Annotated in this window: 5 protein-coding genes and 1 pseudogene; 2 read left to right on the top strand and 4 right to left on the bottom strand. The window is 74.6% G+C overall.

Annotated elements, in window-relative coordinates; genetic code table 11:
* Nucleotides 1-188: 188 nt before the first annotated feature.
* From ABZT03_RS43130 to ABZT03_RS43120, 3 genes are all read right to left on the bottom strand, one after another.
* Complete coding sequence (locus ABZT03_RS43130) at nt 189-1,148, bottom strand: DMT family transporter (RefSeq protein WP_356049645.1); 960 nt, start codon at nt 1,146-1,148, stop codon at nt 189-191.
* A 190-nt stretch (nt 1,149-1,338) separates the two neighbouring features.
* On the bottom strand, nt 1,339-2,331 hold the full coding sequence (locus tag ABZT03_RS43125; protein ID WP_356049643.1) for an EamA family transporter: 993 nt from the start codon (nt 2,329-2,331) through the stop codon (nt 1,339-1,341).
* Between the two features lie 94 nt (nt 2,332-2,425).
* Nucleotides 2,426-3,004: a Clp protease N-terminal domain-containing protein gene (locus tag ABZT03_RS43120; RefSeq protein WP_356049641.1), complete on the bottom strand. Its 579-nt coding sequence runs from the start codon at nt 3,002-3,004 to the stop codon at nt 2,426-2,428.
* A gap of 335 nt (nt 3,005-3,339) precedes the next feature.
* Between ABZT03_RS43120 and ABZT03_RS43115 the strand changes: the two genes are divergently transcribed.
* A complete protein-coding gene (locus ABZT03_RS43115; protein ID WP_356049640.1) occupies nt 3,340-3,768 on the top strand; it encodes an SRPBCC family protein in 429 nt (142 codons plus the stop codon).
* 133 nt (nt 3,769-3,901) lie between these two features.
* Here the strand turns inward: ABZT03_RS43115 and ABZT03_RS43110 are convergent, their stop codons facing one another.
* Complete coding sequence (locus ABZT03_RS43110; protein ID WP_356049639.1) at nt 3,902-4,537, bottom strand: PadR family transcriptional regulator; 636 nt, start codon at nt 4,535-4,537, stop codon at nt 3,902-3,904.
* Between the two features lie 100 nt (nt 4,538-4,637).
* On the opposite strand from ABZT03_RS43110, the pseudogene ABZT03_RS43105 reads away from it, so the two are divergent.
* A pseudogene (locus ABZT03_RS43105) lies at nt 4,638-4,723 on the top strand (GNAT family N-acetyltransferase); the annotation flags it as partial.

The following is a 4,723-nucleotide window of genomic DNA, read 5'->3' as shown; positions in this document are numbered from 1 at the left end:
GGCGGGCGGGCGGGCGGCGTCAGCCGATGGACACCACCGGCGGGTGGAAGCCGTCACCCGGCAGGCACCACCGGCGGGTGGAAGCCGTCACCCGGCAGGCACCACCGGCGGGTGGAAGCCGTCACCCGGCAGGCACCACCGGCGGGTGGGCGCCGTGACCCGGCGGACGCCGCCGACCCGTGGCGAAGTCACCCGGTCGGCACCGGCACGGGCACCGGCTTCCTCCTGCCCGAGTCGCGCGCCTCCGCCACCGCGAGCGCGGCGACCGAACCGAGCATCAGCGCGGTGCCCGCCAGCGTGGCCGCGGTGAGCCGCTCGTCGAGCAGGGTGACGGCGAGCACCGCCGCGCTGACCGGTTCGAGGAGCATGATCACGGACACGGTGGCGGAGCGCACGACGGCCGCGCCGGCGAAGTACAGGGCGTAGGCGAGGGCCGTGGGCACGGCCGCGACGAACGCCAGCAGGGCCACCACACGCACCGGTTCGGCGGTGTGCGGGACCAGGCCCTCGGCCAGGGCGAACGGCAGCAGGCACAGGCTCGTCACCGCGAACGCGCTCACCGTCGTACCGCCGGAGTCGGTCCCGCCGCCGCGGCCCCACCGGCGGGTGAGCAGCGTCATCACGCTGTATCCCGACGCGGACACCAGCGCGAGCAGCACACCCCCCGGCCGGACGGTCGCCGCCCCGCCGCCGAGCACCAGAACCGCGAGCCCGGTGAGCGCGCCGGTCACGGCGGCGCTACCCGCCCGGCCGAGGCGCTCGCCCAGGGTGAGCCGGGCGCCGAGCGCGATGAGCACGGGACCGGCGCCGAGCGTGACGACGGTCGCCACGGCGAGTCCGGTGGCCTCGACGGCCGCGAAGTAGGCCGTCTGGAAGACGGCGAGGGCCACTCCGGTCACCCCCGCCCGCAGGATCCGGCGCCCGCGCGGGCCCGCGACGGCGGTCCGGGGGCGTGGGCGCCGCAGGCGGGCGGCGGTCAGCAGGACCAGTCCTCCCGCACACCGCCAGAAGGAAAGGGTGACGGGCCCCATGTCACCGGCCCGGTAGACCAGGGAGGCGGCGGCGCCGGCGGTGCCCCAGGCGATTCCGGCGACGATCAGACAGAGCAGGCCTTGCCGGACGGGCAGGCCTGCGGCGTGGTTCGACACGTGTTCTCTCCGCAGCCGCGCACAGTGCGCGAAGTTCGGGACGGGGACCACCGCGTGGCGGGGTCCGCGGACTTCGTCTGCGGGCAGCACCGTCTCGCCCGGCGCCGTGCGCCGGGCGGCTTCACCGGGGAGCCCGCCTCAGGCGGCCGGAGGCGGGAGAACGAGTGCGTGCGTGTGCATGATCCGCAGCCTAGGCCGCTGTTCCGCGGGCCGACAACTCTCTTTCGGCGTCGCCGGCGGGCTCCAGCTCGCCACGGTCCTTGCCGGGCGAGGAGGTCTGGGCGATGAACGCGCCCGCCAGCACCACCGCGCCGCCGGCGATCTGCGGCGCCGAGAGGTGCTCGCCGAGCAGGACCCAGGCCAGGACGGTCGCGACGACCGCTTCCAGGCAGGCCACGACGCCCGCGACCGGCGGGGAGAGCCGGCGCACCGACAGCACCCCGGTGACGTAGGCGAGGACGGTGGCGATCAGCACGATCCAGGCGAGCAGCAGGCCGGCCGCGACGGGCGTGCCGTTCAGGTCGGCCGAGCGGCCGAGCGCGGACCAGTCCATCGTCCAGGGGCGGGCGACGGCGGTCAGGACGACGGCCCCGACCAGCAGGCCGTAGGCGATGACGCCGAGCGGGTCGGGCGCCCGGTCGCCGGAGCGGGGGCCGGGGTCGGCGAGGACGAAGTAGCCGACCTGGCAGCCGGCGGCGCCGAGCGCGAGGAGCAGACCGAGCGCGTCGAAGCTCAGGCCCGACCACACCTCGACGACACAGGCCAGGCCGCCGACCGCGAGGACGACCCCGAGCGCGGCGGCCCGGGTCACCGGCCGCCGCTGCACGAAACGCACCCAGCCGAGGACGAGCGCGGGCGCCAGGTACTCGACGAGCAGGGCGACCCCGACGGGGATGCGGGAGATCGCGGCGAAGTAGCAGGCCTGCACCCCCGCCACCCCCAGCAGTCCGAACCCGGCGAGCAGGGCCGGGCGCTCACGCGGCAGGGCTCGGTGGCGCACCGCGAGAGGCAGCATCACCAGAGCGGCGCCGGTCACCCGCAGCCACACCACGTGGAGCGGGTCGAGGCCGGCCTCGATCAGCGGCTTGGCCGCGACACCGGAGCCGCCGAAGGCGAGCGCGGACACCAGGGCGAGGCCGAGCCCGACACCTCGCGCACGGCCGCCCCGATCGCTTTCAGACATGTGCACCCGCACATGATGACAGGCCACGACATGAGCGTCACCCCCGATGACACCTGTCTCACCGGCTGGACCGCGGCCCGGGACCCACGGCTGCTCAGCCGCCGGGTTCGCCGCCCCCGGCGTAATCGCCGAGACCCCAGGGGCCGGCCTCGATCCGGGCCGAGAGTTCGCCGGTGTCGATCCCGGCGCGGGTGAGCACCTCGACGGCCCGCGCCCGCCCGTCCACGACGATCGCCGCGAGCAGGTCGACACCCCGGGCCGGATCACCGCCCCGCGAGGCGGCCCGCGCGCAGGCGCGTTCCAGGGCGACCGCGGCCAGCGGCGAGAGCCCTCCGGGCTCGCGCACGACGGGCAGTTCGCCGGAGTCCTCGACCGTGCCCTGCCAGCGCAGGCCGTAGCCGATGCTGCGCTGCACCAGGTAGCCGAGCAGCCGGGCCATCCGCGGTCCCCCGCCGAAGGCCTCGCGCACCTCGGGGTCGTTCTCCAGCAGGGAGTGCAGCAGATGGGCCGTGTCGATCTGCGGATCCCGGTCGCGGACCGACCGGCGGCGCGCGCCGGCGAACACCGCCGCCAGTTCCGCGCCGATCATGGCATCGTTGTCGCGGTGGTCGGAGTGGTCCGGGCGCCGGCTGTCCGGCCCGTGGGCCGACTGCCGGGGGATACGGGAGTGCACCCCCCTACCCCATCAGTCACCGCCGGTCCGGTCATCCCCGGCGGGAAGCATCTTCGGGTCCCACGCAGAGTGGAGCGGGCCGGCCGGAATCTCCTCCCTACGGATGAGATCAGGCCGCTTTTCCCGAGGGGCGCGCGCCGCCACACCCCGCGCCCCGGCCGCGACCGGGACGCCGCCCCCCGGCGTCCCACACGGGCCTGGGGAGCGGCGGCCGCCTGCCCTGACAGGCCGGGTCCGGCACCCAGCGCACTTCCTGACGGTTCATCAGTATTGAATGTTGAGGTCCTTGAGGCTACGTTCCGCGACACCGTAGCCCGACACGAAGAGGTGGTCGCATGGCCGAAGTCAGCGCGGAGGCACGCATCCCGGCCCCCGCCGAGAAGGTGTGGGCGCAGCTCACGGACTGGTCCGCCTACGGCGAGTGGAACGCGACCCACACCGCTTTCCCCAAGGGCGGCCCCCAGATCCTGGAGGTGGGTGCCACCTTCCAGGAGAACATGAAGCTGATGGGCTTCCCGGCCGAGGTCGAGTGGACCGTGGCGGAGCTGGAGCCTGCCCGGCTGCTGGTCATCCGCGGCAAGGGCCCGATGGCCGTGTCCGTCGCCACCCGCTACACCCTGACACCGGACGGCGACTCCACCGCGGTCCGGATCGACGGCGAGTTCACGGGTGCCGCCGTGTCCCTGATGGCGGGCAAGCTCAGGGACTCGGGGACGGCCGCCCTGCACGAGTCGCTGCGCAAGCTGGCGGGACTGGTGTCCTGACGGCCTGGACCAGGCCGTGGACCCTCACGCGTCAGGGCGCCCCGCGGAGTGTCCGCGGGGCGCCCTGCGCACGGCCCTGAGACCGTCCGTCCCTCACATCCGTCACATCCGTCACGCATCGGCTCGTCGGCCGTCAGTCCTCGTCGGCGAGGATCAGGTACAGCTTCTTGCGGGCCTCGTTGATGACGGTCAGCGCCTTCTCGCGCTGCTCCTTGCTGCCGGTCTTCCAGACCTGGCCGAACGCCTCCATCAGGCCGAAGCCGGCCTGGCGGATCTCACCGAGCGCCTCCCAGTCGACGCCGCGCGAGGCTTCCTCCCACGGCGCGTCGGGTCCCTCCTCGGCCGCCGTACGGCCGGAGTCGGTGAGCGAGAACAGCTTCTTGCCGCCTTCGCTCGCGCTGGTGATCAGCCCCTCGTCCTCCAGCAGTTGGAGGGTGGGGTACACCGAACCGGGGCTGGGCTTCCACGCCCCGCCGCTGCGTTCGGCGATCTCCTGGATCATCTCGTAACCGTGCATGGGCCGGTCCTTGAGCAGGGCCAGAATCGAGGCCCGTACGTCGCCCCGCCGCGCCCGGCCCCTCGGCCCGCCGCGCCCCCTGGGACCCCAGGGACCCGGGCCGAAACCCGGGCCGCCGAAGCCGGGGCCGCCCGGGCCACCCGGCCCGAAGGGCCCGAAAGCCGCACGCCGTCCGTCGAAGCCGTCCTGGCCTCGCCGTCCGGGACCGTCCTGCCGACGGCCGTGTCCACGCTCGTATCCGTGGCTGCGCATCGCCATCACTCCATTCCATCGTCGATCAGTCGCGATGCGTCAACGATATATCGGAAGCAGTCGGATGACAACCCCCTGCCGCGCGCGGGACTCCCCGGGGACCCCGGCCCACCTCCGGGGGCACGGTTATGCCGGTGCGGTGACGGTCGAGGTGAGCCGGGCGGCCCGGGCCGCGGGCGCGCGAGA

Origin of the sequence: Streptomyces sp. NPDC005574, assembly GCF_040605435.1 — a bacterium.
Taxonomy (GTDB): Bacteria; Actinomycetota; Actinomycetes; order Streptomycetales; family Streptomycetaceae; genus Streptomyces.
The sequence above is the reverse complement of the archived record's forward strand: the minus strand, read 5'-3'. Positions and strand labels throughout refer to the sequence as shown.